This is a genomic window from Pontitalea aquivivens (assembly GCF_046507575.1).
Lineage (GTDB): Bacteria > Pseudomonadota > Alphaproteobacteria > Rhodobacterales > Rhodobacteraceae > Pontitalea > Pontitalea aquivivens.
Genome location: NZ_JBKFEY010000009.1, coordinates 57,018 through 83,236, shown reverse-complemented (window position 1 = coordinate 83,236; position 26,219 = coordinate 57,018). Strand labels below are relative to the sequence as shown.

The window sequence follows — 26,219 nt, the reverse complement described above, 5'->3', positions numbered from 1 at the left end:
CCTACAGTGCGACCAGCCCGGGCAGCCAAAGCACCAGCCCCGGAAACGCGGTGATCAGCGCGATCAGCCCCAGCAACACCAGCCAGTAGGGCAGCACCGCCAGCGCGCCTTCACCCAGCCGGACCTCGCCATTGGTCATGCCGATCACGACAAAGATATTCATGCCGACCGGCGGGGTCAGCATCCCGATCTCGATCAGCAGGGTGATGACGACGCCCAGCCAGACCGGATCATAGCCCACCCCCACCAGCAGCGGAAAGACGATCGGCAGGGTCATGATCATCATCGACAGCCCGTCGAACACCATGCCCAAGAGGACATAGATCAGCACCACCACCGCCAGCAGTTCCAGCGGGCCGATTTCCAGTTCGGTCAGCATGCGCAACAGTTGCTGCGGCAGGCCCAGCACCGAAATCGACTGTGCCAGAACCACCGCGCCCATGAAAACCATGCCGATCACGCTGAAGGTGGTGACCGTGGTCATCAGCGCCTGGCCGATGCCGGCAAGCGTCAGATCGCCCCGGGTATAGCCGATGACGATGGCGGCAAGAACACCGACGCCCGCGCTTTCGGTTGGCGTGGCCAGCCCCGCGAACAGGCTGCCCAGCACCGCCAGGATCAGCGTCAGCAGCGGCCAGGTTTCGGCCAGGGCGCGCAGGGCGGGCCAAAGCGCCACATGCGGCTCATCGGGCGCGATCGCGCGGTTGCGGCGGGCGTGGATCACGATCCAGGCCATGAAGGCCAGCGCCGCCACGATCCCCGGCAGGACGCCCGCCAGAAACAGTTTGCCGATCGAGGTTTCGGTAAAGGCGCCATAGATCAGAAGGCTCAGGCTGGGCGGGATCAACAGGCCCAGCGTGCCGCCGCCCGCCAGCGTGCCCACCACCGCGCGCCGGTCATAGCCGCGCCGCGTCAATTCGGGATAGGCGACCGAGCCCACCGCCGCCGCCACCGCCATCGACGAGCCCGACACCGCGCCGAACAGGCCGCAGACCGCGATGTTGGTATGCAGCAACCCGCCCGGCAGGCGCGAGAACAGCGGACTCAGCGCGCGGTAGATGTTGCGCGCAAGGCCCGAAGCGACAAGGATTTCCCCCAGCAGGATGAACAGCGGGATCGCCGTCAGGGTAAAGCTGTTGAAGGTGTTCCAGACCGCCTGCACCCCCAGGCTGGTGGCGCCACCCGACCAGAATTGCAGGATGACAAATCCCGTCAGCCCCAGCGCCGCCCCCAGCACCGCGCCGGTCAGGACTGTGCCCAGAAGCGTGCCGCCCATCACGGCCCAGATCATGGATGCGGTCCTTCGGGTTTCTCGGGCGGCGGGCGCAGCGCCTGCCAGGCGCCGATCACGCCGACAAGGCCCACGGCGGCGACCATGACCCAGACGAAGGGCGCAAGGCCGATGCGCGCCACCTCGGTCTTGAGGTTCAGCTTCTGGGTGAATTGCGCATCCGCCAGCGCGTCACGGAAAAAGATGGCGGCAAAGGCGATCAGCACGATCTGCCCCAGCACCCAGACCATCCGCCGCAGCGGCCCGCGCGCCCGGTCCGAGGCCAGTGTCACGCGGATGTTGGCGTGGCTGGCCAGCACATAGGGCATGCCCAGAAAGACCGAACACACCAGCATCAGCCCGCCCAGTTCCTCGGTAAAGCGAAAGGGCGCGCCCAGGCCATAGCGCATGAAGACCGCCGCCACCGTCAGCGCGGCCATCACCGCCACGGCCCCCGCGCCCAGGGCTGCAAGGGCCCGGGCGACCCAGAGGATCGCCCGGTCGATACGCTCAGCCAGTGTCACTTGGCCAGCGCCTCAAGGATCTGGGCGCGATAGGCCAGCGCCTTGTCGCCGCCCTCGGTGGACAGCGTTTCCCATGTCGTGGTAGCGGCGGCGCGGATTTCCTCGACCTCGGCCGGGGTCAGCGGGTCATACCAGGTCACGCCGGCCTCGGTCAGGGCCTTGCGCGCGGCGGCCTCGGCCTCGGCATCCTTCGAGAAATCGGAGGAGTTCGTTTCCAGGGCCACCGCGGCCTCGGCCAGGGCGGCGCGCTCGGCCTCGGTCAGCTTGTCGAGGCTGCCCTGATGGGCCACAATCGCATAGGGCACCGGCGGGAAGGGGAACCCCGAATAGGTCGCGTGTTTGGCCACCTCTTGCAGGGAAATCGACTGGGCGAAGCGCGCGGCGTAAAGGGCGCAATCGACCACGCCGGTCTGCAGGGCGGAATACAGTTCATTCTGCGGAATGATCTGTGCGGCCACCCCCAGCGCGGTGAAGGTTTCCACCTGCTCGCGCGAGCCCACGCGCAGCTTTTTCCTGCGCAGTTCGTCCAGCGTCGTGACCGGCTCGCGGCAGAACAGGCTCGCGTCGATGATCGGCAGCGCCATGAAGCCCACCACCGGAATGCCGCGTTCGGCAAAGCCCCCGGTCAGCGCGGTTTTCACCGCCGGCAGCGCCTTGAGGTGTTCCTCGGCGGTCGAGACCGAGCCATAGACGTAAAGGCTGGCCAGATCGGGCGCGTCGCGGCCGATGAAGGTCGGCCAGATAAAGGCGATTTCCGGCGTGCCGGTCTGCATCCAGCGCAGCGCGTCGGCGTCCTTCAGGTTCATGCCGCCGCCCTCGATCACCTCAATCTTCAGGCTGCCATCGGTCAGGCGGCCGACATCTTCGGCGAAGGCGCGGATATGGCCGGATTCGGGCCGGGTGGGTGCGTAGTTGTTGTTGAACCGCCAGACCGTTTCGGCCCCGGCAGCGGTGGCAAGCACCGCAAGGGCGGCGGTGGTGGACAGGATGCGCGTGATCATCGGAACCTCCGGCGAGTGACGTGTTTCGTCAAAACTATCCACCTGTCCCGCGTTTCGCGCAAGGGCGCTGTCGGCGCGGGGTCTGGGGGGCGCGGACGGCTTTTCCGTCGTGCCCGACCAGGTCCGCGACACGGGACCGCCGCGCCGTGCCCCGCCGGATTTCAGTTCGTCCGAACCATCGGTGGCCGGACTTTCCTTCCTATTTCAGGGGCGTACGACCCGTGATTGGCTGGCTGCGCGGGCCGGGGTGCCGGCTGTTGAACGCAGAAGTCATGCCGCCCATGGCAGTTCGGGGCCGAGCGGAACGATGCCGGTCGGGTTCAGCGCCTTGATCGAGTAGTAGCCGCGCTTGATGTGGTCGATGCTGACGGTTTCGCGCACGCCGGGAAGCGCGAGGATCCGCGCCTGGTAGGCGCTCAGCGCCGGGTAGTCGGCAATGCGGCGCAGGTTGCACTTGAACAGACCGTGATAGGCGGCGTCAAAGCGCACCAGCGTCACGAACAGTCTTATGTCAGCTTCGGTGAAATCGTCGCCCAGCAGGAAGTCGCGCCCGTCACCAAGGCGCGCCTCAATCTCGTCGAGCATGTCAAAGACGTCGTGGAACGCTTCTTCATAGGCGACCTGCGTCGTGGCGAATCCGGCGCGATAGACGCCGTTGTTGAGCTTGGGGTAGATGCGGGCGTTCAGCGCATCGATCTTGTCGCGCAGGGCGGCGGGGTAAAGGTCGATTGTCGGGTCGGCCAGGTCGCCGAAGCCCGAATTCATCATGCGCAGGATATCGGCGGATTCGTTGTTGACGATGGTGCCGCGTTGCTTGTCCCACAGGACGGGCACCGTCGCCCGGCCCGAGATGGCGGGATCGGCACGGGTGTAGATCTCGTGCAGATAGGTCGCGCCGTTCAGCGCGTCCCGGTTGTCGTCGCCCGCCTCACCGAAGCGCCAGCCCTGGTCGGACAGTTCGGGCGCGACGATCGAGACCGAGATCACGTTCTCCAGCCGCTTCAGCTTGCGGCCGATCAGGGTCCGCGATGCCCAGGGGCAGATCAGCGCGACGTAAAGATGGTAGCGCCCCGGCTCGGCCTTGAAGCCACCTTCGCCGGTGGGGCCTGCGGTGCCGTCGGGCGTGACCCAGTTGCGAAAGCCTGAGGTCTGCCGGACGAAACCGCCCTTTGCGTCCTTGGCCTGGACCGGCTGCCAGCCGGTCACCCATTTCCCGTTCCTCAGCATGGTGTTCTCCTCAGGTCTTCAGCGTGATGGCGGTGCCCCAGGGATCGTGCAGGGTCAGGCCGTCGGCATGCGTGGTGCTTTCGAAACCGGCGCTTTCGGCGCGCGCGGCGATGGATACGAGATCTGACGCATCACGAACAACGATCTCGACGGCATCCAGCCCCGCCATCCGCGCGGGGCGTTTCCCGGCACGGCGGCTGTTCCAGACGTTGCCGGCAAGCTGGTGGTGATAGCCGCCGCTGCCATAAAAGCTCGCGCCCGGGTAGCGCGCGGCGATGTCAAAGCCCAGTACGTCGCGATAGAAGTTGTCGGCGTCAGATGTGTCACCGACCTGCAAGTGGACGTGGCCGATGCAGCCGCCCTCGGGAAAGCCCGACCACCGGGTGCCCTTGGCGTCTTGCAGCAGGTCCTGCAGGTCAAGCGGATCGGTGCTCATTTCGATCTCGCCGCTCTTGCCGCGCCAGCGCGCGACCGGGCGGTCGGCGTAGACTTCAATGCCGTTGCCCTCAGGGTCGGCAAGGTAGAACGCCTCGCTGACGATGTGATCGGACGCGCCTTGAAGCGGCACCCGCGCCGCGGCGACGTGGGTGACCCACTGCGCAAGGTCCGACCGCGTCGGCATCAGGAAGGCGGTGTGGAAAAGCCCGGCTTGCCGCGGGTCGAGCGGTGTCAGGTCACGATCGCCCGAAAGCTCAAGAAGCGGAACGCCAGCGGTGCCAAGGACCGCGCGGGTGTTGCCGGTCTCAAGCGGGACCAGGCCAAGAACCTGCTGGTAAAAGCCCGAGACGGTTTCAAGATCGCGCACCTTCAGCCGGACGGTACCGATCCGCATCGGCGCCGAATTCATGTCGAAGAAATCGTTGGTGGTGGTCATGACGACATTCCTTGAAAGGGGTGTGGCCGCGGGCGTGACGTCCGCGGCCCGTGGATCGGATCAGGCGCGCTTCAACGCCCAGGCGCCGTCGCCCAGCAGGGCCTGGACCACCAGGGTCACCGCCCAGAACGCCGGGAATTCCCAGCCGCCACCTTCGTTCGAGAAGAAGAAGCCGGCTGCGCCGTGCGGCACATAGATCGAGCCAAGCAGGATCGGCACCAGCGCCAGCGACACCCAGCGGGAATAGGCGCCAAGGATCAGCGCGATGCCGCCGAACAGCTCGGCCGCGATGACGAGATAGGCGAGCGGCCCGGGCAGGCCGAGACTGGCAAAGTAACCCGCCGTGCCGACCGGCGTGAAAATGAACAGCTTCAGCCCGGCATGGGCAAGGAACAGGGCACCCATCGCAACACGCAGGATCGTCGCGGCAAGATCGGCATTGGTCACGCCTTCAACCAGCGACGGGCGGATGGATGTGGACGCGGTGGCGTAGGTCATTTCGGTTCTCCTCAAATGGGGCGCGTGGGCGCGATGTCGATGAGGGGAAGATGGCATTCTGCGGAACAAATGATAATCATGCCAGCGGGAAGATGATTGCTTCCTGAATGGCAGCAATTCCTACCAACCCGTCTCCCATTTCGGAGAGCCGCGATAGTGCTCGGCCAAGAAGTCGACGAGCACCCGAACCTTCGCAGCTAGGTGTCGGCTATGCGGGTAAAGCGCGTGCACCCCGTAGGGCGCGGCCTCGAATGCGGCGAGCAGCCGTACGACACGGCCCGACCGAAGCGCGTCTGCGGCGACGAAGGCCGGCACGCAGGCGAGCCCGAGGCCGGCTTCGGCGGCGCCAAGGCACGCCTCGGCGTTCGAATACCGGATTCTTCCGTGCACGGTGACCATCCGCGCGTTCCCCGCCGGACCGAACGGCCAGCGGCCCGGGTCACGAAAGTTGGTATCGATGATGCAGGCGTGGTGTGCCAGGTCTTCAGGTGTCGTGGGCGCGCCCTTGCGTTCAAGATAGGCCGGCGCGCCGACCACGATAAGGCGGACGTCGCAAAGTTTGCGCGCGATCAGGCTGGAATCGTCCGGGCGGCCCACCCGGATGGCCATGTCGAACCCCTCATCGACAAGGTTTACAACCCGGTCGGAAAAGCTGACGTCAAGCTCGATCTCGGCATATTGCTGCGCAAAGGCATTCAGGGTCGGCGCAAGCTCCATCGCGCCGAAGGTCAGGGGCGCGGTCAGCCGCAAGCGTCCGCGCGGTTCATGCGATGCATCCCGGACCGAGGCGTCGAGATTGTCGAATTCGTCAAGCAGGGGGCGAAGGCGGTCGAAATATGCCTGGCCAACCTCGGTCGCGGCGACGGCGCGTGTCGTGCGGTTCAAAAGCCTTACGCCGAGTTCCGTCTCCAGCCGCGAAACCAGCTTCGACGCCTGGCCGGAACTTGTTCCAAGCCGTTCGGCGGCGGCAGTGAAGCTGCCACTTTCCATGACGGCGACGAACATCCGGTCAGACTCGAGACGGTCCATTTCTTCCTCCATTATGGCAATGAGTATGCCTTTCAGGACATTATTGCCAGATTGGAGTTGAAACACCGTTGTGGAGAAAGCCAGGCGTTCAAACCTGGCCGCGGCTTTCGTGACTGACGGGGACCTGAAGAAGATTCTTGCCCAAGTTCAGCGGCCCGTCAGCCCTGGAGCGCAGATTCGCATCATCCGATAACAGAAATACGGGAGTAATCAGCCATGAAACGGATTCTTGCGACCCTCGCCGTGCTGGCCGCACTGCCTGCTGGCGCCGCCCTTGCGGATACGCATTGCCGGGTTTCGCCCGAACAGATGCAGTCGTGGGAAGGGGTGGTGCAACTTGCCAACGACTACGGCTGGACCATCACCTCGATGGAACTGGATGACGGCTGCTATGAGGTCGATGTGACTGACCGCGGCGGCAATACGATCGAGGCGGTGATAGACCCCGCAACCCTTGAGGTCATCAAGGCGAAGCTGGAAAAGCTTGCGCCCGCCGCGCCGCCCCCCGTACCGGCGAATTGAATCCGCTGCGCCCCTGCGCCCTCTGCCATGTGGAGGGCGCAGGGGAAAGTCGGACCGCGCGCGCCTTCAGCGCAGGCGGTACCCTCCGCATCCGGTCGTGGTGGGCGACAAGCATCCCCGCTGGTCTTCGCGTCTGTGATAGACCGGCGCGGTATATGTGCGCCGCCGTCCACCGCGCGGCTGTCGGGACAGCTGCCTGACCTTGCCCGGGATATTCAGGCTGCCTGATAGCTGGAAAAGGCTTCAGCCGTCCCGTCGCGGTGGATCAGGTAGACGACATAGGCCTCACGTTCGGTTTCCGGGCCCATCCCGGGCGAACCGTAGGGCATGCCGGGCACTGCGAGCCCAACCGCGTCCGGGCGCTCGGCCAGCAGGCGGTGAATGTCGGCCACGGGGACATGGCCCTCGATCATGTAGCCGTCGATCCGGGCGGTATGGCACGATGTCATCTCTTCGGGGATCCCGTTGTCCAGCTTGTAGCGCATCAAAATCGTCCCGGCGCTTTCCTCGGTGGTGACGGTGAAACCGTCATTCTCAAGGATCTCGATCCAGGCCGAACAGCACCCGCAGTTTGGGTCTTTCAGCACATGGATCGCCGGTCCGGCGCCTTGCGCCAACGTCCTCAGGGGCGATGCAGCCAATAGTGCCGCCGCTCCGACAAGGATCGTTCGGCGGGAAATCGTTTCATGGGACATGTGGTTTTCCTTTCTGGTGGGGGTGGTTTGCAGGCAAGTCAGAGAACGACCCGCCTGAGCCGAAGGGCATTCGTGATCACCGACACCGACGACAGGCTCATGGCCGCCGCAGCGATCATCGGAGACAGCAGCATGCCGGTAACGGGGTAAAGCAGGCCTGCCGCGATCGGCACGCCCAGACTGTTGTAGGCAAAGGCGAAGAACAGGTTCTGCTTGATGTTGCGCAGGGTGGCGCGGGCAAGTTTGCGCGCCCGAACGATACCCATCAGATCGCCACCCAGCAGGGTGATGCCCGCACTTTCCATCGCCACATCCGCGCCCGTGCCCATGGCGATTCCCACGTCGGCGGCGGCCAGCGCGGGGGCGTCGTTTACCCCATCGCCCGCCATCGCGATCTTGTGGCCGTCGCGGCGCAGTTGGTCGATCAGGTCCTTCTTCGCCTCAGGCAGGATGCCGGCGCGCACGTCATCGATCCCGAGCTTGCCTGCCACCGCCTGCGCGGTGCGTTCATTGTCGCCCGTTGCCATGATCACCCGGAGTCCCTGCGCGTGCAGTTCCCGGATCGCCTGTGCCGTGCTGTCCTTGATCGGGTCGGCTACCGCCACGATGCCGGCTAATGCGCCATCCACCGCGACGAACATTGCCGTCTTGCCCGCGGCGCGCAGCGTGTCGGCCTTCGCCTCGGCCGCCCCCGTGTCCAGACCCATCTCTCGCATCATCGCGGCATTGCCGAGCGCGACGGCGCGTCCGCCAACCGTGCCGCGCACGCCCTTGCCTGTGACGGCGTCGAAGTCCGTGGTCGCCTGACGCGGCGCACCCTGGGCCTCTGCACCTTCGACGATGGCTTCGGCCAGCGGGTGTTCAGAACCGCGCTCCAGGGCTGCGGCCAGCGACAGCAGGTCCGTTTCTGCCAGATCGCCGAGTGCCACCGTATCGGTCAACCTTGGTTTGCCGATGGTCAGGGTGCCGGTCTTGTCGACGATCAGCGTATCGACGCGGGCCATACGCTCCAGCGCCTCGGCGTCCTTGATCAGCACGCCCGCCTGCGCGCCGCGCCCTGCCGCCGTAGTGATCGAGATTGGCGTCGCCAACCCAAGCGCGCAGGGGCAGGCAATGATCAGCACAGATACGGCAGAGGCGATGGCGAAGACCAGCGCGGGTTCGGGGCCGAAGATCAGCCAGACGAAGAAAGCGACGATGGCGATGGCGACAACGGTCGGCACGAACACCGCCGAAACCCGGTCGGCCAGCCCCTGGATCGGCGCGCGTGACCGGCGCGCGTTCGACACCATCGCGACGATCTGCGCCAGCACGGTATCGGACCCGACCTTGCCGGCCTCGATGACCAGAGAGCCGTTCTTGTTGATCGTAGCCCCGGTCACCGCATCGCCCGGACCCTTTTCCACGGGCATGGATTCGCCCGTCAGCATGCTTTCGTCCAGAAACGACCGTCCTTCGACCACCACGCCGTCAACGGGAACAGCATCGCCGGGGCGCACGCGAAGCCGGTCGCCCTCGATGATGTTTTCCAGTGGCGCGTCGTATTCGGTGCCATCCGCAAGGATACGCCGCGCTGTCCTGGGCGCCAGATCCAGAAGCGCGCGGATCGCGTCTCCGGTGCGTTCGCGCGCGCGCAGTTCCAGAACCTGGCCCACGAAGACCAATGCGACGATCACCACAGCAGCCTCGAAATAGGTGCCGACGCCGTGGCCCATCCGGTACTGTTCAGGAAAGACACCGGGCAGGAACGTGGCGACGATCGAATAAAGCCAGGCCGCCGATACGCCCAGGCTGATCAGCGTCCACATGTTGGGTGATCTGTTCACGACCGAGTCCCGGCCACGCCGGAAGAAGGGCAGGGCCGCCCAAAGGATTATCGGCGTGGCCAGCACGAACTCAAGATAGCTGGCGGTCCGGTGCCCGATCCAATCGCGCACCGGAAAGGCCACCAGTTCGCCCATGGTCAGCACGATAAGCGGCACCGCGGCCGCGACCGAGATCCACATCCGCCGCGTGAAATCCGTCAGCTCCTCGCTCGGCGCGTCCGAAGGCAGCACCGGTTCCAGCGCCATGCCGCAGATCGGGCAGCTTCCCGGGGCATCCCGAATGATCTCGGGGTGCATGGGGCAGGTGTACTGGACGTTGGCCGCGGCGGCCGTCTTCCGCCCTGCGGCGCGGCCAGAGGCATAGAACCAGGGGTCTGCCTGGAATTTCGTCCGGCACCTTTCCGAGCAGAAATGAAAAGTCTTTTTGCCGAATTCCGCGTGAAGGCCGTCGGGTTTGACGGCAACCGTCATCCCGCAGACCGGGTCCCTTGCCGTCCCAACGCCTGCCGGAACGTCGGGGGTGTCGCGATGATGATCGTGTTCCATGTTTTGCGGACCTTTCGATATCTCAATGCAGCCTGCGGTCTGGCGCGCCTTCGCGCAGGGCAAGGATCGGCCAGGCGCCCCCCTCGTTCGGCAGGTCGATTTCAAGATCGAGGCGCTGGCCCATCGCCAGGCCGAACCGGCTGCCTGCGCCGCCATGGCCGCCACTGATCTCGGCCAGAACCTCTTCGGGTGACTTGAAGGAAAAGTCATGCAGGAACATGACGACTTCTTGCCGGTCGTCGGCCAGGTCCTCTTGTGACCGGACGATCAGCGGCGCGGCAAGCAGCCGCATTTCCTGGATCGGCACATGGCTGTGCATCCAATGCGTGCCCGGGCGGGCCTTGAAATCGTAGGATCGCATCTCGCCCGGTGCAAGCAGGGGCATGGGCATGTCTGGCACGCCGTCCTGCGCGTTGGGCGGGATCTGCCCGTGCCAGTGGATGATCGTGCCGACGTCCAGATCGTTGGTCAGGTCAACCCGGAACCTTTGCCCGGGGTCAAGGATCAGCCCCTGGCCACGGGGACCGGCAAGACCGAAGACCGTGGCCGCGCGCCCGTCGATATCAAGCGTACGGGTCGCGGCAGAGAGGGAAATCGGCGGCGTCGATTGCGCCAGCGCGGCACGCGGCAGCTGCGCTGCGGCAACCGCCGCCGCGCCTGCGGCCAGAAAACCGCGTCGGGAAAGGGTGTTCATTGTCGTCTCCTCGGGACATGCCGTCCCGTTCACCAAGGCTTATGGGGCGCCGTGGGCCCTGGCCCCGGCGCGATCAGAGGAGACGGAATTGGGGAGGTCGTTCGGTCAACCCGGGGGCGCGGCCGACCTGGCTTGTATCACGGGGAACGTCATGAATGGTGCCCGCGGATCCGTGTCCGGCGGTCACGCCCTGTGCTATCAACACCGCGGTCAGGCCCAGGCAGGCCAATTCGCACATCGTGTTATCGGCCGCGCCGCAGGGCGCATCGTGATCACAGGGCATTGTGGACAAAACATGCGCCGTTTCGCCGCCGTGCATCGCGTGCCCGGCCCCGGCGGTCATGCGCACCGCATGTGCGGCAGTCACCGTCGTCATAACGACGATCGCGAGCATCGCAAGCAAGGTGACGAGACGGGACATCATGCCCAGACGATAAGCGCGGTTGAGCAAAATGTCCATTGTCATGGTCCGCGGGCTGATGATCGGGCTTCACTTCACCGTGAAATCATTTGGACCGATCAGTTCCGGCTGCGCCCGAAAGCTGAAGTGGAACGCGCGGGTGAAGTGACCGGCACACCAGGGGCAAACGGCTCTGGCTGGCAAGAAAGATGTTGCTGATCGACCGATCACCCGTCTTGGCGCTTTCCCCCCATGGCATGCTTCTGGTCCGCCGCAGCGCCGTGGTGTTCCAAATCCGCCCCGAATACCGGCCTCTCCATTACCTGCCGAGATGGTGGGCAGGACAGCCCGGGTTTACCGGGTCGACAGGTCGTCGATCCTGATGGCGGCCATGTTATCGATGCCGCACGCCAGAAGCCTTTGATGCGGCGACGATCGCCTTCCTCGGCGTTCATGCGGAGCCTTGACCCCTTGACAGGATTGTCAGCCCTTCCAGTGGTCGGGGTGTGCCGCTTTGAATGCGGGCAGAATTTCCAGCCGTTCCACAACAGCGCATGTCCGCGGAATTGTGGTCAGGTCCACGCCCCATCGGTGTGCGTTGTAGATCTGGGGAACAAGGCAGATGTCGGCCAGGCTTACCCGGTCGCCGTGGCAAAACGGGCCGGTAGCAGGGTGATCCAGCATCTGTTCGAACGCTGCCAGCCCGCTTGTGATGAAATGTTGCATCCAGCCTTCGGTGGGGATTGTCCCACCCGACGCTTCGGTAGCATGGCGTGCAACGCGGAGATTGCAGACCGGATGGATTTCCATCGCGATGGCATAGGCCAGGGCCCTGACCCGCGCCCGGGCGACCGGATCGGCGGGCAGGAAGCCCGCCTGTCGCGTTTCATCCAGATATTCAAGGATCGCGAGCGACTGGGTCAGCAGATGGCCGTCGATTTCCAGCGTAGGCACAAGGCCCTGAGGATTGCGCGACAGGTTGGCGGGGTGGCGTTGTTCGTTTTCCAGCAGGTTCACGGGAATGCTGTCATAGCTTTCACCAAGATGCGCCAGCGCGATCCGCAGCCGATAGGCCGCCGAAGATCGCCAGTAGTCATAGAGTATCGTCACAGTTTGCCTTTCATGATCCTGGTCAGCCCGTTGCTGAACCCTTCAGGTTGGGGGCCAAGCAAGGCCTGGACCTCGGCCTGAAACGCATCTGCGATCGGGATCAGACGTTCCATCAGGGCACGCCCTTCGTTGGTCAGCGAAAGCGAAACAAGGCGCCGGTCTTCGGGGTTCAGGACCTTGGTGACCAATCCCTCGGCCTCAAGACGCGAGGCGGCACGGCTGACCTTGGATTTCTCCATGTCGACACGCGCCTGAATTTCGCGCACCGATACTTCACCTTGCTGCGACAGATGGGCAAGGACGCGCCATTCCGAAACTGAAAGTCCTGTTTGTGCCATGTAGCGCCGTTCAAACGCACGGCTCACGCGCGAGGCGGCAACGGCAAGCCGATAGGGAAGGAAATCGTTCAGTACAAATGGCGTCATCGTAAGGTTCCCTGGTGCTTTGTGAAAACACTTCTCCACAGCTTGGTGTCATATTCAACATTGACTTCGTTGCAAGTGCAATGAATAACCTGCCCATCGCCGTCAGAGTAGGGAGACCCTGATGACCAGTCTTGATTTGCCCCGGGGAATGATGCGGGCGGCTTCGGGTGCCGGGCCGCATGAAGGTTACATGCCGGGTTTTGGCAATGATTTTGAAACCGAGGCGTTGCCGGGGGCGCTGCCGCAGGGCATGAACAGCCCCCAGAAATGCAACTATGGCCTATATGGTGAACAGCTTTCAGGAACGGCTTTCACGGCGCCCAGCCATCAGAATGAACGGACCTGGTGTTATCGCATCCGTCCGAGCGTCAAGCACACCCATCGGTTCAGCAAGATCGAGGTCCCTTTCTGGAAGTCGGCCCCCTGCATCGACCCGGATATCGTAAGCCTTGGCCAGTATCGCTGGGATCCGATCGCCGTTCCGGCCGTGCCGCTGACCTGGATCAGCGGCATGCGCACCATGACGACTGCGGGCGATGTCAACACCCAGACCGGCATGGCGACCCATATCTACCTGGTCACCGAGTCGATGAAAGACAGTTATTTCTTTTCGGCTGACAGCGAATTGCTGGTGGTTCCGCAAGAGGGACGGCTGCGGTTCTGCACCGAGCTGGGGATCATTGATCTTGAGCCGAAGGAGGTCGCGCTGATCCCGCGCGGGCTGGTTTACCGGGTCGAGGTGCTGGAAGGCCCGGCGCGCGGTTTCGTTTGCGAAAACTATGGCCAGAAATTTGATCTGCCGGGCCGCGGACCGATCGGCGCGAATTGCATGGCGAACCGGCGTGACTTCAAAACGCCGGTCGCGGCATTCGAGGATCGTGAGGTTCCATCGACCGTGACCGTGAAATGGTGCGGCCAGTTTCATGTGACAGAGATCGACCACAGCCCGCTGGACGTTGTGGCTTGGCACGGCAATTACGCGCCCTGCAAATACGATCTGCGTACCTATTGCCCTGTCGGGTCGATCCTGTTCGATCACCCGGACCCGTCAATCTTCACGGTTCTGACGGCGCCTTCGGGTGTGGAAGGCACGGCAAATATTGACTTCGTCCTGTTCCGCGAACGCTGGATGGTCGCCGAGGACACCTTCCGTCCGCCGTGGTACCACAAGAATGTCATGTCCGAATTGATGGGCAATATCTATGGGCAGTATGATGCGAAACCCCAGGGGTTTGTGCCTGGCGGCATGAGCCTGCATAACTGTATGCTGCCGCATGGGCCGGACAAGACCGCTTTTGAAGGCGCGTCGAATGCCGATCTGAAGCCCGAGAAGCTGGATGAGACCATGAGCTTCATGTTCGAGACCCGCTTTCCGCAGCACCTTACGCCGTTCGCGGCACAGGCGGGGCACATGCAGGAAGATTATATCGACTGCTGGGGCAGCCTGGAGAAGAAGTTCGACGGCACGCCCGGCGTGAAGTGAACAAGTGGGGGCATTGCCCCCACACCCCAAAATATTTGACCAACAAGAAGGAGGCCGCAGGATGGCACTGATCCGTTCATGGGTCGAAAGTGCGAACGCGCCCGATTGTCCCTTTCCGTTGAACAATCTGCCCTGCGGGGTGTTCAGCATTGGCGATGAAGAGCCACGCTGCGGGGTCGCGATCGGTACGATGATCCTTGATGTCTGCTCACTTGAGGATGACGGGATCGTTGTGTTCGAGGGTGGGCCCTATCTGGATGTTCCATTCTGGAACGAACTGATGGCGGCCGGGCCCGAGGTCTGGGCGGCATTACGCACGCGGCTGGTGGAATTGCTGGTCGAAGGGTCGGCGGCGCGCGCGCAGGTAGAGCCGTATCTGGTGGCTATGTCCGGGGCGCGGTTGCATCTGCCGTTCCTGGTGTCCGAATACACCGATTTCTATGCCGGGCGGCATCATGCATTCAACGTGGGCACGATGTTCCGGGGGCCGGAAAACGCGCTGCCGCCGAACTGGCTGCACATCCCGATCGGCTATAACGGGCGGGCATCATCGGTTGTCGTGTCGGGCACGGACGTGCGGCGGCCGTGGGGCCAGTTGAAGGGTCCCGATGATCAGGTGCCGCGTTTTGCGCCTTCGGCTCGCTTTGACATCGAACTGGAAATGGGCGCTGTTGTGGGTCTGCCATCGGAACACGGTCATCCGGTGACGGTGGCTGAAGCCGATGAGATGATCTTTGGCTATGTGCTTTTGAACGATTGGTCTGCACGCGACATTCAGGCGTGGGAATACCAACCCTTGGGCCCATTCCAGGCGAAAGCGACCGCGACGACGATTTCCCCCTGGATCGTCATGAAGGCCGCGCTGGAGCCGTTCCGAACCTCGACGCCAGAGCGGGAAGTGGCTTTGCTGCCCTATCTGCAGGAACCACGCCCGATGCTTTATGATATCGCGCTGGAGGTCGGCCTGCGGCCCGAGGGTGGAGAAGAGACGGTCATCAGCCGTACGAATTATGCCGAGATGTATTATTCCGCCGCGCAACAGCTGGCCCATCACACGACTTCGGGCTGTGCAATGAACACCGGCGATCTGCTGGGGTCAGGGACGATCTCGGGGCCGGCGAAGGAAAGCCGCGGGTCGCTTCTGGAACTGAGCTGGGGCGGTCAGGAGCCGTTAGAGATCACCGGCGGAACGCGCAGCTTCATCGAGGACAACGACACGCTGATCCTGCGCGGTGAGGCGATCGGAGAGGGCTATCGGATCGGTTTTGGCGATTGTGCGGGACGCGTGATCCCCGCGCTGAAGGATCCCTACGACCGCTGACGCCGCAGGCCGGACAGCCTCTGTCACGCAAGAGATTGAACCCGCATCCCGTGTCTGGTGGTGCGGGTTTTTTTTAAGCAAGCGAAAATCGGCCGTATGCAGCGCGCGCAAAACCCGGATCGGTGCTGCGATCCGGGCTTAATGCACCAGGCCCACTGGCTGGCGGTTCACTTCGGCGATCATGGCGTTGAAGTCCTGCGGATCTTGGCCCAGCAGCCGTGAAAATGTGCTGTCGCAGACCGCATCGGCAACAGATGTCTGGTAATAGTCCAGATAGCCGGTCCACAGACGGCCCCATTCGGTACGGTCGTCTGTTCGTAGCCGGCGGATGGTGCAAATTGGGGTCATAATTTCTCTCCAGTCGGTGGGTGAGGGCCAGGCACGGCGGTCTATAACGCCGACGTGGCTTTCTCTGGTTCCAGCACTTCAACTTCGTATTCACCGCCGCGCGGGGCGATGCAGTTCCGGCGCGGCGGTTGTCGACTGGTCAGTGGGAAGGGCGGGGTGGCCCTTTGCGCTCAAATCCCGCCGAGGCAGAGGTATTTGGTCTCCAGGTAGTCATCAATGCCGTGATGGCTGCCTTCGCGGCCCTGACCGGATTGTTTGATGCCGCCGAAGGGGGCGACCTCGGTCGAAATCAGGCCGGTGTTGATGCCGACCATGCCGTATTCCAGCGCCTCGGCCACGCGATAAACCTGCGCGATGTCGCGGGCGAAGAAATAGGCCGCAAGGCCGAATTCGGTGTCATTGGCCAGGCGGATCACCTCATCGACGGTTTCGAAGCGGAACAGCGGGGCAACGGGGCCAAAGGTTTCCTCGCGGGCAAGGCGCATGGCGGGGGTGGCACCGGCCAGCACCGTGGGGGCGTAGAACAGCCCGCCGATCGCCGCGCCCCCGGTCAGCACGCGCGCGCCCCGGGCGCAGGCATCGGCGACATGGGCCTGCACTTTGTCCAGCGCCTGTGCATCGACCAGCGGGCCAAGGGTGACGCCCTGGGCAAAGCCATCGCCGGTGCGCAGTTTTGCCACCGCCGCAGCCAGCTTTTCGGCAAAGGCGTCATGAACCCCGGCCTGCACATAGATCCGGTTGGCGCAGACGCAGGTCTGGCCGTTGTTGCGGAACTTGGCGATCAGGGCGCCTTCGACCGCGGCGTCCAGATCCGCATCGTCAAAGACGATGAAGGGCGCGTTGCCGCCCAGTTCCATCGACATCTTCTTGATCTGGTCCGCACCCTGCCGCATCAGGATGCGCCCGACCTCGGTCGATCCGGTGAAGGTGATCTTGCGCAGCAGCGGGTTGGCGCACATCTCGCGCCCGATGGCGGGGCCATCGGTGCCGGTGATGACCGAGAACAGCGCGGGCGGCAGACCCGCCCGTTCCGCCAGAACCGCAAGGGCCAGGGCAGACAGCGGGGTCTGTTCGGCGGGCTTGGCAACCATCGCGCAGCCCACCGCAAGGGCAGGGGCCATCTTGCGCGCAAGCATCGCGTTGGGGAAGTTCCACGGCGTGATTGCGCCCACCACGCCCACCGGCTGGCGGATCACCATCAGCCGCTTGTCGCGCTGGTGGCCGGGGATCGTCTCGCCATAGATACGCTTGGCCTCTTCGCCGAACCATTCGACGTAAGACGCGCCATAGAGCACCTCGCCCCGCGCCTCGGGCCAGGGCTTGCCCATCTCGGCGGTGATGAGGGTCGCAAGATCGTCGGCATGGGCAACCATCAGATCGTAAAGCCGGCGCAGGACAGCGGCCCGTTCCTTGCCGGTGCGCGCGGCCCATTCGCCTTGCGCGGCATGGGCGGCGGCAATGGCCTCGGCGGTTTCGGCGGCGCCCATGTCGGGCAGGGTGGCGATCGTCTCGCCGGTGGCGGGATTGATCACATCGAAGGTCGTGCCCTTGGCGGCGCGGGCGCGCCAGGTGCCGGCCACCAGACCGGCGCCCGGCAGCAGGCTTTTGTCTTGCAGGCGGTTCAGCAGGCTATCGGCGATCATGCGGCCAGCCCCTTCTTCGCGGCGCGGATGGACTCGGACAGGATGTCCAGCGCCTCATCGAAGACGGCATCCTCGATGGTGATGGGCGACAGGAAGCGGATGACATTGCCGTAGACCCCGCAGGTCAGCAGGATCAGCCCGCGTTTCATGGCCTCATCGCGCACGGCGTTGGTCAGCGCGGGCAGCGGCACACCATTGCTGTCGATGAACTCCGCCGCGATCATGAAGCCGGGGCCGCGGATATCCGCGATTTCGGGCACCTCGTTCTGCAGGCCCCGCAGCCGTGCCTTCAGCTTGTCACCAAGCGCAGTGGCGCGATCGCACAGCCCTTCGTCACGGATCACGTCCAGCACGGCCAGTGCCGCGGCGATCCCCAGCGGGCTGCCGCCATAGGTACCGCCCAGCCCCCCCGGCTGCGGCGCATCCATCACCTCGGCGCGGCCGGTCACGGCCGACAGCGGATAGCCGCCGGCAAGGCTTTTGGCCATCGTGGTCAGGTCGGCGGCGACATCGTAATGTTCCATCGCCAAAAGCCTGCCGGTGCGGGCAAAGCCGGTCTGCACCTCATCGGCGATCAGCAGGATGCCGTGGGCATCGCACAGGGCGCGCAGGCCGCGCATCAGTTCCGCCGTGGCAGGGTAGAAGCCCCCTTCGCCCTGCACCGGCTCGATGATGATCGCGGCCACGCGGGCGGGGTCCACATCGGCCTTGAACAGCGCCCCGATCGCCTCAAGGCTGCGGCTGGCGTCAATGCCGTGCGGGGCCATCGGGAAGGGCACATGCCAGACATCGCCGGGCATCGTGCCGAACCCCACCTTGTAGGGCTGCACCTTGCCGGTCAGCGACATGCCCATGAAGGTACGGCCATGGAATCCGCCGGAAAAGGCGATGACCCCCTGCCGCCCGGTATGGGCCCGCGCGATTTTCACCGCGTTTTCGACCGCCTCGGCCCCGGTGGTGGCAAAAATGGTCTTCTTGGGAAAATCACCCGGCACCGCGGCATTCAGCCGTTCGGCCAGTTCGACGTAGATTTCATAGGGCACGACCTGGTGGCAGGTGTGGCTGAAGGCGTCGATCTGGGCCTTGACGGCGGCCACCACCCGGGGGTGGCCATGCCCGGTGTTCAGCACCGCGATACCCGAGGCGAAATCGATATGGCGACGGCCCTCGGCATCCCACAGTTCCGCATTTCTGGCGCGGGTGGCAAACAGCGGGCTGGAAACGCCGACGCCACGGGCGATGGCATTGGTGCGGCGGGCGGCAAGGGTAGCGTTTGACATGATGGTGATTCCTGAAAGAGGTGTTCATGATATTAAACGATATGATTTGTGGATCAAGGCGTTTAATATAAAGGTCACTCAGTGCCCTTCCGGCCCGGCCGCCCAGGCGCTACAGTCCCCGCAAAGGAGCATCGGATGGCAGAAATTGATATCGGCAAGCGGCTGAAGGCGGTACGCGAGGCGCGGGGCCTGTCGCAGCGGCAACTGGCGCAACGCGCCGGCGTGACCAACGGCCAGATCTCGATGATCGAGCAGAACAAGATCAGCCCCTCGGTTTCCAGCCTGAAGAAGATCCTGGATGGCGTTCCGATGGGGCTTTCGGATTTCTTTGCCGATGGCGCGGCCCAGACGCCGAAAACCTTCTACCGGCGCGACGAACTGGTCGATATCGGCACACCCGCCTTCTGCGGGCCAGAGGCCACCGTGACCAAGCTGTCGCTGCTGCGGGTCGGCCCCCCCGGCAGCCACAGCCTGATGATGCTGCAGGAAATCTATGAACCCGGCGCCGACACCGGCCAGCGGCTTTACAGCCATGACGGCGAAGAAGCGGGGATTGTTGTCGAGGGCCGGATCGAGATCACGGTGGGCGATGAGCTGGAAACCCTTGGCCCCGGCGATGCCTATATCTTCGAAAGCCGCAGGCCCCACCGCTTCCGAAACCCAGGCAACGAACGTTGCACCCTGATCAGCGCCTGCACACCGCCAACGTTTTGATCATTCGGCTATGCCGCGTTTACCGCGAAGCTGACGCCGGGCCCCGGCACAAAAGCCCCGGAGCGTCATCTCGCCCCGGGGGCAAGCTGCGCCTGCCAATCTGCGTGTCGTCGAAGGGGATCGTGGGACACAGCTCGCCCTTGGGGACTTTGTTCAGTAAGCTTGCGATGCTTTCGTCAAAGGCGGTTGCGGTTGCAGAACGGCACGATTGCCCAAGGTTGGGTCGAGGTTTTCCCGGAACTGACCGATGGCGGGCATCGGTTGGGTGAACTTCCCGGCTTCTCGGCGATGATCTCGCAGCCGTAGCGGTCGTTCCCCATGCTGTCGATCCACTTGGTATAGTGGATGCGGCCGTGGGCACGGCGATGGAATTGTCGCTCAGATGCAGCGGCGGTGGCGATCGCCGCGCCAGTTCCGCGAACACGTTCAGCCAGATACCGCGCTTGGCCCAGCGGTTGAACCCGTTGCAGACCGTGGTGCAGGGGCCAGACCGCTTCGGCAGGTCCCGCCTTGGCGCACCCGTCCGCAGAACGTAGAGTATTCGCTTCACGACCCGTCGGGCTTCAACCCGATGCTTCCCCTTGCCCCGTCCGGGCAGCAGCGGCTCAACCGACTTCCATCCCTCGTCGCTCAGATCGTATCGTGCCATGAAACCTTCCTGCCAACAGCAGAGGCGGATCGCGACACCACTAAAACCAAAATCCCTAAGTGAATGCCACGCCTAGGCGGGCAGCGGTACCGTGCCGGGCGGCAGGGTCCTGATATAATCGGCCACGCCGCCCGCCGTGGTGATCCACAGGTCATCGCGATGCGCCAGCACATGCGCCAGCGCCCGGCGCAGCGCGCGCAGCCGGTAGGGGTGGCCGATGATGAAGGGATGCGTGATCACGGTAAACACCAGCGGGTATTTCTGCGACTGGTGCAGCATTTCATCGAACTGATCGGTGATCATCCGTTCAAACGACATCGCGCTTTCCTGCCGGAACACCATTGACGGGGAATCGTTCAGTTCCACTGAATAGGGCACTGACAGGATCGGGCCGGATCGTGTCTTCATCCAGACCGGCTGATCGTCCAGCGGCCAGTCGAGCATATAGTCGTAGCCCGCCTCTTTCAGCAGATCGAGCGTCACCTCGCTTTGTGCGAAATAGGGGCCCATCCAGCCCTTGGGCGCGGCACCGGCCAGGGCGCGGATTTCGTCTGTCGCCTCCTGGATCAGGGCGCGTTCGCCGGCCTCGGACAGGTTGTCCTGGCGTTCGCCATTGCTGCGGCCGTGGCCGACGATTTCATCGCCGCGCGCGCGGATACGGTCCAGGATCTGCGGGCAGTCGCGCAACAGCCGCGAATTGGTGTTGTGCGACGCGGGCAGGCCCAGTTCATCCAGCAGGTCGAACAGATACCACTGGCCGACGCGGTTGCCATAATCGCGCCAGGCATAGTTGCGATGCGTCTGCGGCGCGGTCAGCACCGCGCTGTCGCTGCCCAGGCCATCGCGATAGCTGAAGACCTCAAGGTTGTTGCAGATGCACAGCGCCAGCCGCTTGCCGCCGGGCCAGGTGTAATCGGGCCGGTCGGGCAGGGGGACATAATCGTAGCGGTTGTGTCTGCGCAGTTCCATCGTCATCGCTCCCCGTCTGGTTTTCCTCAGTATGTCTCGAAACAGGTTTGAATCCAGTCCGGATCGTTGCTGTGCATCAGGGCCAGCATCAGCAGGATGCGTGCCTTGTGCGGGCTAAGGTCATCGGCGCCGATCCAGCCCTGCTGGCGCAGCCATTGGCGCCGCGACACCCGCCCCGAACCGACGCGGCTGGCCTGCACGATCACCACGCCCCTGGCGGCCGCCTCAACCAGAACGGCGCGTTCGGTCGGCGCGGTCATGCCCGGCGCGAACCCGGCCGAGACGATGCCGCGCGCGCCCGCCGCGATGGCGGCGCGGGCCAGCGTCTCATCGGCGCCGGCCATGGCATACAGGATGTCGACGCGCGGCAGCGCCGTTGCCTTGTCCACCCGGAAGGGGGTGGCGGCGGTATGGGGTCGTTCGGGCCGGCGGGTAAAGACCACGCGGTCCGGGTCGACCACGCCCAGGGGGCCGAAGGCGCCGGAATGGAAGGCGTGCAGCCGGTAGGTTGACCCCTTGGCGACTTCACGCGCGGCGTGGATTTCATCGTTCAGCACCACCAGAACGCCCCGGTCCCGGGCCTGCGGATCAGCCGCCACCCGCAGCGCGGCGATGGCATTGGCCGCCGCATCGCTGCCCACCGTGTTCAGGGGACGCTGCGCCCCCACCAGAACCACGGGCTGCGCAATATCCAGTGTCAGGTTCAGGAACCAGGCGGTTTCTTCCAGCGTGGCGGTGCCGTGCAGGATGACGAACCCCGCGATGCCGTCATCCTGCGCGGTGGCGCGGATCGTGGCGACCAGCCGCAGCCAGTCGGCGGGGCCGATGGCGCTGGACCCCACCTCGCGGAAGGGGACGGGCACCAGATCGGCGATCGTCGCCAGCCTGGGGATCTGGTCGATCACTTCGGATACCGACAGCTTGCGCCCGGTTTCGGGGTAATCGACATAGTCGAACGGATCGGTGGCGATCGACGAAATCGTGCCCCCGGTGCCGATGATGGCGATGCGCGGCAGGGTCATCGTACATCCTTTCCCAGCTTGCGGTGCTGATAGCGACCGATCCCGCGCGCGTCATCGACCAGCGTGCCATTGTCCACCACCGCATGACCGCGCACAAAGGTGTGGCGGATCGCGCCCTTGAAGGGACGCCCTTCATAGATCGAATAGCCCGCCGAGGACACGACATCCTCGCGCCGCAGCACCCATTCGGCATCCAGATCGACCAGCACCAGATCGGCATCCAGCCCCGGCGCGATGCGGCCCTTGGCATGCGACAGGCCCATCAGGCGCGCGGGATTTTCCGCGACCAGTTCCGCGATCCGTTCCAGCGGCAGATCGCGGGCGTGGTGCCCTTCGGTCAGCAGCACCGGCAGCAGGGTTTCCATCCCCGGACAGCCGGGCGAGGCCTTCCAGATCCCGCCCTCTTTCGAACTTGCGTCGCGGTGGACGTGATCGGTGGCGACCGTGTCGATCTCGCCATCAAAGATTGCCTGCCACAAGGCATCGCAATCGGCGCGCGACCGCAGCGGCGGGTTGATCTTGCCCAGATCGCCGCCTTCCCATGTCACATCATGGGTCAGGTAATGCGGGCAGGTTTCCAGATGCACCCGGTCGCCCGCCATGCGCCGCGCGATCGCCGCATCCAGCGCCTCGGCGGATGAGGTATGCACGACGTAAAGCGCCGCGCCCGCGTGATTGGCCAGGAAGGCCGCGCGCTGCACCGCCTCGGCCTCGACAAAGCCGGGGCGGGTGGCGTCCCAGGCGGCCAGACCGCCGTGGCCTTCGGGGTCGCGGTTCATTTCACGCTTGCGCAGGACCCAGGCGACCTCGATGTTTTCGGGGTGGGGGGCAACCATGCCGCCATGCGCCGCGGCATGTTCAGCCAGCCGATAGAAAAAGCCGTCGTCAATATCGGGCAGGCCCAGCCGCGCGCCTTCGCCGCCGCGGTTGTTCATGAAGATTTTCAGCGTGGGCGCGCCGTAATCGGTGATATAGGCCGGAACGCCCTTCAGCTGATCCTCATTCGAGATGATGAAGTGATAGCCGAAATCGATGCGCGCGCCGGCCTCGGTCACCGAAACGACATCTTCGAAAATCTCTTCATAGGGTCCGGTACCCATCAGATAGGGGATCATGCAGGTGACGCCGCCCCTGGCCGCGCCGGCGGTTTCGCGGTCGGCATCCCCGGGGATGCGGGGGCGGGCGATGTCCTTTCCGTGGCCCAGGTGCAGATGCGCGTCGATCGCGCCGGGCATCACCACAAGGCCCGTGGCATCGACCACGCGCGCCGCCTGCACGACCGTGCCCGGCGCCAGGATCGCCGCGATCTTGCCGCCCGCCACCGCGATATCGCAGGCGGTGCGCCCGGTGCCGGGCAGGATTGCCTCGCCGCCCGAAATCAGAAGGTCGAATTGCGTCATCATCATGCCTTTCCCGATATGGCGCGCAGCGCGCCCGACAGCCCGGCCAGCCCCGTGGCGTCTGGCAACCCTTCCAACGCGCGGGTCAGCGCATCCGCCTGCGCGGGGTCCGCCAGCCGCGCCAGATTGGCGGTGAATTTCGACATCACATCCGACGCCCCCGGCGGGCGCGAGGCATTGCCATAGACATCATCCACCCGCATATCCAGCACGCGGCCATCGCGCAGGCCCGCGCGGATGCCCGCGTCAAACCGTTCGGGGAAGCGGCTGTCCCGCAGCACCGACCAGCGCATCCGCCCGGCCAGCGCGTGAACGCCCGGTGATGCGGGGCGTTCGAAACTGTCCAGCGTCACCTCGGCATCGACCAGCCACATCGCGGCGGTGACGGGCAGGCTCCAGCGGGCGGCATGGCCTTGGGCGGTGCATTTCGCCTCCCACGGGTCGCAGATGATGGGTGCCGCGCCTGCGGGCACGCCAAAATCGATCCAGTCGACGCTGTCCGCCGCAAGACCCTGGGCGGCCAGCCGTTCGATGCCTTCCAGGAAGGGGTGGATATAGTGACAGCAGGGAAAGAACTTGTAGGCTGCGCGTTCCAGGTGCCAGACCTGCCCCAGATCCGTGATCAGCGGCGCCAGGCGGGCGGCGGCGTCCTCGTCGCCGGCAAAGACGCGGAACAGGCCAAAGCGGCCCTCCAGCGCGGTTTCGGGGCCGGTGATACCCGCCGCCGCCAGATCGGCGGCGATCAGCCCGGCATGGGCCGCCCAGCCGGGATGCATGGATTTCACGGTCGAGCCGTTCGTCAGGAATTCGAACACGCCCGAGGCCTGGCTTAGCGCGATGCCGATGGCCGCGATCTGACCCGCCGCACCAAGGCCGCGCAGGTCCGCCGCGATTCCGGCGGCGCAAAGCGCGCCGCCCACCGAGGTCAGCTGAAACCCGCGGTTCTGGAACCCCCCGGCCGAGGCGATGCCAAGGCGGATCATCACCTCATACCACAGGGCATAGCTGCGGATCAGGGCCGCGCCACTGGCGCCCGCGCCTTCGGCCGCGGCAAGGGCCGCGGGGGCCAGCACCGCGCTGCCATGCACGATGGACCCGGTGTGCGTGTCGTCATATTCCAGGCTGTGGATCAGCCCGCCATTGACCAGCGCCGCATCCGCCGGCGCGGCGCCCTGGGGCTGGCCAAAGACGCTGGCCGCGCCACCCTGCGCCACGGATGCGCCGTGGCGCCGCCAGGGCGCACCGATGGCGGTTCCGGCGGCGGCATGGCCGACACCGATCGCGTCGGTCAGGTGCAGCAGCGCCACCCGTTCCACCGGCGCGGGCAGGGTTTCGATCTGCGCCAGACGCGCGACGATATCGGCCAGAAGCGTCATGCGCGGGTCACCCCCAGGTCGCGCGCCGCCGCCAGCGCGGCCAGACGGCCAAGCGCGGTTGCCGTCAGCAGACCATTGCCCGAGGCATAGCCAAGCGCGCCCGCGCGCCCGCTGATCCCCGCCGCCGCCCCGCCGCCCGCGTAAAGGCCGGGGATCGCGCTGCCGTCCGTCCGCATCACGCGGCCATCGGCATCCACATGCAGGCCGCCCTGCGTGTGGAACAGCGCCGGCACCACGCGGCAGGAATAGAACGGCGCCTGCAGGGGGGCCAGACCATAGGCCACCCGGCCAAAGGCATCCGCGCGGCCCGCCGTAGCGGCGGCGTTGTATTCGGCCACCGCCGCCTCGGCCGCGGCACCATCCAGGCCCTGGGCCTGGGCCACCTCGGCCACGGTGTCGCCCTTCCTCAGGCCGCCATGGTCCCAAAGCTCGGCAAATTCCTCTTCCTGCATCGCAATGTCAAAGATGCGCTGGTCAAAGATCGCCCAGGCGTGGCTGCCCTGCGACAGCACGAATTTGGCGAAACCGGAATAACCCAGCGATTCATCGCCGAACCGCTTGCCATCCTTGCCCAGCAGCACGCCGCCCTTTTCCACCGTCGTCCAGGACAGGATGGACCCATGTGGATCGGCCACCGCGGCATAGCCCTGATAGGCCTGCATGTTGTCCAGCCGTGCGCCCAGTTCCTCGCCCCAGATCACGGCCTCGCCGTCGGATCCCTGCGCGCCGAAATATTGCGCGCCCGCGATTTCCGGGCAGAAGCGTTCCACCAGCGCCTTGTTCGCGCCAAAGCCGTTCAGCGCCAGCAGCGTCGCGCGGGCGCGAATCTCGGTTTCCTGCCCGTCGCCGGTATCGACGATCGCGCCCCTGACCGCGCCATCCTGAATGATCAGGCGGCGCACGGCATTGCCCACGGCCAGCGGAATGTCACGCTTTTCCACCGCGCGGACCAGATCGTTCACCAGGTCGATGCCGCGGCGCGACTCCGGGGCGTGCAGGCGTTGTACCGAATGGCCGATGTGCTTGTAGGCGGTGATCAGCTGGATCCTGGCCTCGGCCACATCGACCAGCCATTCCACGGTTTGTGCCGAAACCTGCGTCATCCGCCGCACCAGCCCGGGGTCGTCGGTTTCCCCGGCAATGCCCATCAGGTCGCGGAAATAGGTTTCCGGGTCATCCTTGATCCCGGCCTCGCGCTGGAACCGGCTGCCCGCGGCGGGCACCGATCCGGTTGACAGCGCCGAATTGCCGCCGGGCCGGTCGGTCTTTTCCACGATTGCAACGCTTAGCCCCGCATCCGCGCCGGCGATGGCCGCGCACAGCCCGCAGGCGCCCGCGCCGATCACCAGAAGGTCGATTTCGTCACTCATGTC

The 26,219-nt window shown here is 65.0% G+C and carries 24 protein-coding genes and 3 pseudogenes; 4 read left to right on the top strand and 23 right to left on the bottom strand.

The window, feature by feature from the left end; translation table 11 throughout:
- Position 1 precedes the first annotated feature (1 nt).
- The 7 genes from ACK8OU_RS11670 to ACK8OU_RS11640 form a co-directional block, all read right to left on the bottom strand.
- Positions 2-1,291, bottom strand: coding sequence for a TRAP transporter large permease (locus tag ACK8OU_RS11670; RefSeq protein WP_410303601.1), 1,290 nt, complete (start codon positions 1,289-1,291; stop codon positions 2-4).
- Complete coding sequence (locus tag ACK8OU_RS11665) at positions 1,288-1,794, bottom strand: TRAP transporter small permease (protein ID WP_410303600.1); 507 nt, start codon at positions 1,792-1,794, stop codon at positions 1,288-1,290. The genes ACK8OU_RS11670 and ACK8OU_RS11665 overlap by 4 nt, the downstream gene beginning before the upstream one ends.
- Positions 1,791-2,795, bottom strand: coding sequence for a TRAP transporter substrate-binding protein DctP (dctP, locus tag ACK8OU_RS11660; RefSeq protein WP_410303599.1), 1,005 nt, complete (start codon positions 2,793-2,795; stop codon positions 1,791-1,793). The genes ACK8OU_RS11665 and dctP overlap by 4 nt, the downstream gene beginning before the upstream one ends.
- Positions 2,796-3,065: 270 nt before the next feature.
- A complete protein-coding gene (locus ACK8OU_RS11655; RefSeq protein ID WP_410303598.1) occupies positions 3,066-4,022 on the bottom strand; it encodes a glutathione S-transferase family protein in 957 nt (318 codons plus the stop codon).
- Positions 4,023-4,032: 10 nt separating this feature from the next.
- A complete protein-coding gene (locus tag ACK8OU_RS11650; RefSeq protein ID WP_410303597.1) occupies positions 4,033-4,896 on the bottom strand; it encodes a VOC family protein in 864 nt (287 codons plus the stop codon).
- A 60-nt stretch (positions 4,897-4,956) separates the two neighbouring features.
- On the bottom strand, positions 4,957-5,394 hold the full coding sequence (locus ACK8OU_RS11645) for a DoxX family protein (RefSeq protein WP_410303596.1): 438 nt from the start codon (positions 5,392-5,394) through the stop codon (positions 4,957-4,959).
- Positions 5,395-5,514: 120 nt separating this feature from the next.
- Positions 5,515-6,423 (bottom strand): LysR family transcriptional regulator, encoded by a 909-nt coding sequence (locus tag ACK8OU_RS11640; protein WP_410303595.1) that lies wholly within the window; start codon positions 6,421-6,423, stop codon positions 5,515-5,517.
- Positions 6,424-6,639: 216 nt separating this feature from the next.
- Between ACK8OU_RS11640 and ACK8OU_RS11635 the strand changes: the two genes are divergently transcribed.
- On the top strand, positions 6,640-6,945 hold the full coding sequence (locus ACK8OU_RS11635) for a PepSY domain-containing protein (protein WP_410303594.1): 306 nt from the start codon (positions 6,640-6,642) through the stop codon (positions 6,943-6,945).
- A 215-nt stretch (positions 6,946-7,160) separates the two neighbouring features.
- Here ACK8OU_RS11635 and ACK8OU_RS11630 read toward each other — a convergent pair whose 3' ends face one another.
- The 6 genes and pseudogenes from ACK8OU_RS11630 to ACK8OU_RS11605 all read right to left on the bottom strand — a co-directional run bounded on the left by ACK8OU_RS11630 (position 7,161) and on the right by ACK8OU_RS11605 (position 12,641).
- Positions 7,161-7,640, bottom strand: a complete 480-nt coding sequence (locus tag ACK8OU_RS11630; protein WP_410303593.1) for a DUF411 domain-containing protein — start codon at positions 7,638-7,640, stop codon at positions 7,161-7,163.
- Positions 7,641-7,678: 38 nt separating this feature from the next.
- Entirely contained in the window at positions 7,679-10,012 is a 2,334-nt protein-coding gene (locus ACK8OU_RS11625) for a heavy metal translocating P-type ATPase (RefSeq protein ID WP_410303592.1), read from the bottom strand.
- 34 nt (positions 10,013-10,046) lie between these two features.
- Positions 10,047-10,706, bottom strand: a pseudogene (locus ACK8OU_RS11620) (multicopper oxidase domain-containing protein); the annotation flags it as partial.
- A 73-nt stretch (positions 10,707-10,779) separates the two neighbouring features.
- On the bottom strand, positions 10,780-11,166 hold the full coding sequence (locus tag ACK8OU_RS11615) for a hypothetical protein (RefSeq protein ID WP_410303591.1): 387 nt from the start codon (positions 11,164-11,166) through the stop codon (positions 10,780-10,782).
- Positions 11,167-11,589: 423 nt separating this feature from the next.
- Positions 11,590-12,216, bottom strand: a complete 627-nt coding sequence (maiA, locus tag ACK8OU_RS11610; protein WP_410303590.1) for a maleylacetoacetate isomerase — start codon at positions 12,214-12,216, stop codon at positions 11,590-11,592.
- A complete protein-coding gene (locus tag ACK8OU_RS11605) occupies positions 12,213-12,641 on the bottom strand; it encodes a MarR family winged helix-turn-helix transcriptional regulator (RefSeq protein ID WP_410303589.1) in 429 nt (142 codons plus the stop codon). Before ACK8OU_RS11605 ends, maiA begins: the two co-directional genes overlap by 4 nt.
- A 121-nt stretch (positions 12,642-12,762) precedes the next feature.
- Between ACK8OU_RS11605 and hmgA the strand changes: the two genes are divergently transcribed.
- Together hmgA and fahA are read left to right on the top strand one after the other, a co-directional pair.
- On the top strand, positions 12,763-14,124 hold the full coding sequence (hmgA, locus tag ACK8OU_RS11600) for a homogentisate 1,2-dioxygenase (RefSeq protein WP_410303588.1): 1,362 nt from the start codon (positions 12,763-12,765) through the stop codon (positions 14,122-14,124).
- A 61-nt stretch (positions 14,125-14,185) separates the two neighbouring features.
- Positions 14,186-15,445 (top strand): fumarylacetoacetase, encoded by a 1,260-nt coding sequence (gene fahA, locus ACK8OU_RS11595; RefSeq protein ID WP_410303587.1) that lies wholly within the window; start codon positions 14,186-14,188, stop codon positions 15,443-15,445.
- A 138-nt stretch (positions 15,446-15,583) separates the two neighbouring features.
- On the opposite strand, the gene ACK8OU_RS11590 is transcribed toward fahA, so the two are convergent.
- The 3 genes from ACK8OU_RS11590 to ACK8OU_RS11580 form a co-directional block, all read right to left on the bottom strand.
- On the bottom strand, positions 15,584-15,793 hold the full coding sequence (locus ACK8OU_RS11590; RefSeq protein ID WP_410303586.1) for a hypothetical protein: 210 nt from the start codon (positions 15,791-15,793) through the stop codon (positions 15,584-15,586).
- Positions 15,794-15,963: 170 nt separating this feature from the next.
- A complete protein-coding gene (locus tag ACK8OU_RS11585) occupies positions 15,964-17,436 on the bottom strand; it encodes an NAD-dependent succinate-semialdehyde dehydrogenase (RefSeq protein ID WP_410303585.1) in 1,473 nt (490 codons plus the stop codon).
- On the bottom strand, positions 17,433-18,716 hold the full coding sequence (locus tag ACK8OU_RS11580; protein WP_410303584.1) for a 4-aminobutyrate--2-oxoglutarate transaminase: 1,284 nt from the start codon (positions 18,714-18,716) through the stop codon (positions 17,433-17,435). The genes ACK8OU_RS11585 and ACK8OU_RS11580 overlap by 4 nt, the downstream gene beginning before the upstream one ends.
- A 135-nt stretch (positions 18,717-18,851) precedes the next feature.
- Between ACK8OU_RS11580 and ACK8OU_RS11575 the strand changes: the two genes are divergently transcribed.
- Positions 18,852-19,430 (top strand): cupin domain-containing protein, encoded by a 579-nt coding sequence (locus ACK8OU_RS11575; protein ID WP_410303583.1) that lies wholly within the window; start codon positions 18,852-18,854, stop codon positions 19,428-19,430.
- A 176-nt stretch (positions 19,431-19,606) separates the two neighbouring features.
- Here the strand turns inward: ACK8OU_RS11575 and ACK8OU_RS11570 are convergent.
- From ACK8OU_RS11570 to ACK8OU_RS11540, 7 genes and pseudogenes are all read right to left on the bottom strand, one after another.
- Positions 19,607-19,786: pseudogene (locus ACK8OU_RS11570) on the bottom strand (hypothetical protein); the annotation flags it as partial.
- A 77-nt stretch (positions 19,787-19,863) separates the two neighbouring features.
- Positions 19,864-20,079, bottom strand: a pseudogene (locus tag ACK8OU_RS11565) (transposase); the annotation flags it as partial.
- 72 nt (positions 20,080-20,151) lie between these two features.
- Positions 20,152-21,048, bottom strand: a complete 897-nt coding sequence (locus ACK8OU_RS11560; RefSeq protein ID WP_410303582.1) for a polysaccharide deacetylase family protein — start codon at positions 21,046-21,048, stop codon at positions 20,152-20,154.
- A gap of 26 nt (positions 21,049-21,074) precedes the next feature.
- Positions 21,075-22,070, bottom strand: coding sequence for an asparaginase (locus ACK8OU_RS11555; RefSeq protein WP_410303581.1), 996 nt, complete (start codon positions 22,068-22,070; stop codon positions 21,075-21,077).
- A complete protein-coding gene (locus ACK8OU_RS11550; RefSeq protein ID WP_410303580.1) occupies positions 22,067-23,470 on the bottom strand; it encodes a dihydroorotase in 1,404 nt (467 codons plus the stop codon). The genes ACK8OU_RS11555 and ACK8OU_RS11550 overlap by 4 nt, the downstream gene beginning before the upstream one ends.
- A gap of 2 nt (positions 23,471-23,472) precedes the next feature.
- Positions 23,473-24,846 (bottom strand): MmgE/PrpD family protein, encoded by a 1,374-nt coding sequence (locus ACK8OU_RS11545; protein WP_410303579.1) that lies wholly within the window; start codon positions 24,844-24,846, stop codon positions 23,473-23,475.
- Entirely contained in the window at positions 24,843-26,216 is a 1,374-nt protein-coding gene (locus tag ACK8OU_RS11540; protein ID WP_410303578.1) for an FAD-dependent oxidoreductase, read from the bottom strand. The genes ACK8OU_RS11545 and ACK8OU_RS11540 overlap by 4 nt, the downstream gene beginning before the upstream one ends.
- Positions 26,217-26,219: the final 3 nt, after the last annotated feature.

What these genes read in the sequence shown, in the direction of transcription:
- dctP (WP_410303599.1), bottom strand. Translation starts at nt 2,795, where the DNA reads ATGATCACGCGCATCCTGTCCACCACCGCCGCCCTTGCGGTGCTTGCC.
- ACK8OU_RS11545 (WP_410303579.1), bottom strand. Translation starts at nt 24,846, where the DNA reads ATGACGCTTCTGGCCGATATCGTCGCGCGTCTGGCGCAGATCGAAACC.
- ACK8OU_RS11655 (WP_410303598.1), bottom strand. Translation starts at nt 4,022, where the DNA reads ATGCTGAGGAACGGGAAATGGGTGACCGGCTGGCAGCCGGTCCAGGCC.
- ACK8OU_RS11575 (WP_410303583.1), top strand. Translation starts at nt 18,852, where the DNA reads ATGGCAGAAATTGATATCGGCAAGCGGCTGAAGGCGGTACGCGAGGCG.
- ACK8OU_RS11585 (WP_410303585.1), bottom strand. Translation starts at nt 17,436, where the DNA reads ATGATCGCCGATAGCCTGCTGAACCGCCTGCAAGACAAAAGCCTGCTG.
- ACK8OU_RS11650 (WP_410303597.1), bottom strand. Translation starts at nt 4,896, where the DNA reads ATGACCACCACCAACGATTTCTTCGACATGAATTCGGCGCCGATGCGG.
- ACK8OU_RS11590 (WP_410303586.1), bottom strand. Translation starts at nt 15,793, where the DNA reads ATGACCCCAATTTGCACCATCCGCCGGCTACGAACAGACGACCGTACC.
- ACK8OU_RS11640 (WP_410303595.1), bottom strand. Translation starts at nt 6,423, where the DNA reads ATGGACCGTCTCGAGTCTGACCGGATGTTCGTCGCCGTCATGGAAAGT.
- ACK8OU_RS11615 (WP_410303591.1), bottom strand. Translation starts at nt 11,166, where the DNA reads ATGGACATTTTGCTCAACCGCGCTTATCGTCTGGGCATGATGTCCCGT.
- ACK8OU_RS11635 (WP_410303594.1), top strand. Translation starts at nt 6,640, where the DNA reads ATGAAACGGATTCTTGCGACCCTCGCCGTGCTGGCCGCACTGCCTGCT.
- ACK8OU_RS11670 (WP_410303601.1), bottom strand. Translation starts at nt 1,291, where the DNA reads ATGATCTGGGCCGTGATGGGCGGCACGCTTCTGGGCACAGTCCTGACC.
- fahA (WP_410303587.1), top strand. Translation starts at nt 14,186, where the DNA reads ATGGCACTGATCCGTTCATGGGTCGAAAGTGCGAACGCGCCCGATTGT.
- ACK8OU_RS11645 (WP_410303596.1), bottom strand. Translation starts at nt 5,394, where the DNA reads ATGACCTACGCCACCGCGTCCACATCCATCCGCCCGTCGCTGGTTGAA.
- ACK8OU_RS11580 (WP_410303584.1), bottom strand. Translation starts at nt 18,716, where the DNA reads ATGTCAAACGCTACCCTTGCCGCCCGCCGCACCAATGCCATCGCCCGT.
- ACK8OU_RS11605 (WP_410303589.1), bottom strand. Translation starts at nt 12,641, where the DNA reads ATGACGCCATTTGTACTGAACGATTTCCTTCCCTATCGGCTTGCCGTT.
- hmgA (WP_410303588.1), top strand. Translation starts at nt 12,763, where the DNA reads ATGACCAGTCTTGATTTGCCCCGGGGAATGATGCGGGCGGCTTCGGGT.
- ACK8OU_RS11555 (WP_410303581.1), bottom strand. Translation starts at nt 22,070, where the DNA reads ATGACCCTGCCGCGCATCGCCATCATCGGCACCGGGGGCACGATTTCG.
- ACK8OU_RS11560 (WP_410303582.1), bottom strand. Translation starts at nt 21,048, where the DNA reads ATGGAACTGCGCAGACACAACCGCTACGATTATGTCCCCCTGCCCGAC.
- ACK8OU_RS11630 (WP_410303593.1), bottom strand. Translation starts at nt 7,640, where the DNA reads ATGTCCCATGAAACGATTTCCCGCCGAACGATCCTTGTCGGAGCGGCG.
- ACK8OU_RS11625 (WP_410303592.1), bottom strand. Translation starts at nt 10,012, where the DNA reads ATGGAACACGATCATCATCGCGACACCCCCGACGTTCCGGCAGGCGTT.
- ACK8OU_RS11540 (WP_410303578.1), bottom strand. Translation starts at nt 26,216, where the DNA reads ATGAGTGACGAAATCGACCTTCTGGTGATCGGCGCGGGCGCCTGCGGG.
- ACK8OU_RS11550 (WP_410303580.1), bottom strand. Translation starts at nt 23,470, where the DNA reads ATGACGCAATTCGACCTTCTGATTTCGGGCGGCGAGGCAATCCTGCCC.